The organism is Microbacterium sp. P2_F9, assembly GCF_056403635.1.
Genome location: NZ_JBFUFC010000358.1, coordinates 1 through 1,874 on the forward strand (window position 1 = coordinate 1; position 1,874 = coordinate 1,874).

Annotated in this window: 4 protein-coding genes; 1 reads left to right on the forward strand and 3 read right to left on the reverse strand. The window is 69.2% G+C overall.

Annotation, left to right across the window (positions count from 1 at the left end):
* Nucleotides 1-270, reverse strand: a 270-nt coding sequence (locus AC1DVT_RS19945; protein WP_477391098.1) for a divalent metal cation transporter, incomplete at its 3' end; no start/stop codon positions are given.
* Nucleotides 267-674 (reverse strand): hypothetical protein, encoded by a 408-nt coding sequence (locus AC1DVT_RS19950; protein WP_477391100.1) that lies wholly within the window; start codon nt 672-674, stop codon nt 267-269. The genes AC1DVT_RS19950 and AC1DVT_RS19945, both read right to left, overlap by 4 nt.
* Nucleotides 675-825: 151 nt before the next feature.
* Here AC1DVT_RS19950 and AC1DVT_RS19955 point away from each other — a divergent pair, with 151 nt between their 5' ends.
* Nucleotides 826-1,140, forward strand: coding sequence for a hypothetical protein (locus AC1DVT_RS19955; protein WP_477391101.1), 315 nt, complete (start codon nt 826-828; stop codon nt 1,138-1,140).
* Nucleotides 1,141-1,144: 4 nt separating this feature from the next.
* On the opposite strand, the gene AC1DVT_RS19960 is transcribed toward AC1DVT_RS19955, so the two are convergent.
* Nucleotides 1,145-1,750, reverse strand: coding sequence for a TetR/AcrR family transcriptional regulator (locus tag AC1DVT_RS19960; protein ID WP_457101077.1), 606 nt, complete (start codon nt 1,748-1,750; stop codon nt 1,145-1,147).
* Nucleotides 1,751-1,874: the final 124 nt, after the last annotated feature.

Genomic DNA, 1,874 nt, shown 5'->3' on the forward strand with positions numbered 1-1,874 from the left:
GATGAGGAACGACGCCGCGAGATTCGACAGCCCGACGCGGGGGCCCAGCCGCTCGCGGATGATCTCGAACGTCGCGCGTCCGCTGACCGCCGCGACCCTCCCGGCCATGTCGGCGTACACGCAGATGCCGGCGACGCCGATGACGACCACCCACGCGAGCCCCAATCCGAAGCGCGAGCCGACCACCGCGTTCGTGACGAGATYGCCGATGTCGACGAACCCGCCGATCGCGGTGAGGATGCCGAGGGCGAGGGCGAAGATCTTCTTCATCCGTCGCCCTCCAGCGTCCGCAGATCCTCGACGGATGCCGTCAGCGCGTCGAGTCCGGCGGCGTGATCGCCCTTCTCCGCGACGTGCACGGCCTCGAGCGAGGCTCGGACCCCTTCCAGCGCCTCTTCGCGATACTCGGCGTCACCGGCATCCGATGCCTGATGCAGCTCGAGCTGCCGCTCGGTGTCGGCGAGGTTGCCGGCCATGTCGCCGAGGAGTGCCGTGAGCGTCCCGGGCAGGATCCGGTTCTGCTCGTCGAGTTCGAGTCCGAGCTGAGCCGAGGCACCCGAACTGATCGCGTCGGCCACGGCCGAGGTCAGGACCGCGTCGATCGGCGCCGACGAGCAGCCGGCGAGCGCGAGGCTCGCCGCGAGGAGCATCGCCCCCGCGCCGCGGCGCCTCATGGCCTGCCGTTCCCTCGCACTGCGTCCATGGCTCCGGGCACCTCCGACTCGGACGCTAGTAGCGGGGCTCACCACAACTGAGGGGCTTGACAACCGCTCGGCCGCTGGAGATGCGGCGGGAGCAGTGCCCGCGGTGCGGCAGGATCAGGAGGTGATCATCGTCGGATACCTCATCGCCGCGCTGGCGAGCATCTTCATCGCCAACGCCATCCCGCACCTCACGCGCGGGAGCGCGGGGTACCTGCACCGGGTGCCGTGGCGCGTGCCCGCGTCGGCCGCCGAGAACGTGCTGTGGGCCAGCATCAATCTGGTCATCGGAATCTGGATCGGCTACTGGGCCTCCACCTATGGACTGTTCCTACCGCTCGCGCTCACCGTCGGCGTCATCGTGGGCGGCGGTTTCGCAGCCCTGATCGGCACCCGCTTCGCGAACAACCCCGCTGAGCGCGGCCAGCAGACGAACTGAGTTCCTAGGGACGCGACAGCAGCTGCTCCAGCAGCAGGAGGGCGGCATCCTGCGGCGCATCCGAGTCGAGCAGCCACTGCGTCTGCAGTCCGTCCGACGCCGCGATGACGAGCGCGGCGATCGCCTCAGGGTCGAGATCGACACGGATGCGGCCGGCCTGCTGATTCAGGCGCACGCGGGCCGCCAGATCCTGCCGCAGCCGAGCGAACCTGGTCGTCGCAAACTCGTGCGCGGCCGGATGGCCCTCTTCGAGCGCGGCCGCCACCAGCGTGGAGTACAGCTGGACGAGCCCGACCACCTCGCGATTGACCTCGGCGGACCGCCGCATCATCTCCACCGGCGTCTCCTCCGGGTCCGCCGGTGGTCGCTTGCCGCCCTGACGCTCGGACTCGCGATACACCTCAACGAGCAGCTCTTCGAGCGAGCCGAAGTAGTGCGCGAGCGCGGCGTGCGTCACGCCGACCTCCTTCGCGATCGCTCGCATGCTCGTGCGGTCCGACCCGCGCTGCGCGAACACCTCGATCGCCCGGTCGAGGATCTCCTGCCGGCGGGCGACGCCTTTCGCGTACGACCCGCGCGGCGGGGGCGGATTCGGGCTCTCGTCGGGCATACCGGCATCCTATCGAATAAAACCTCCACGTGGAGGTTTTGTGTTATCGTGAGTGCGCGGCCATGCCGCCATGGTCATCGACGACACGAAGGAGCACTACCGATGCCGGTTCAGACATCCGTCC

Excerpts from the sequence above, each read along its gene's own strand:
- AC1DVT_RS19950 (WP_477391100.1), bottom strand. The coding sequence starts at position 674 with ATGAGGCGCCGCGGCGCGGGGGCGATGCTCCTCGCGGCGAGCCTCGCG.
- AC1DVT_RS19960 (WP_457101077.1), bottom strand. The coding sequence starts at position 1,750 with ATGCCCGACGAGAGCCCGAATCCGCCCCCGCCGCGCGGGTCGTACGCG.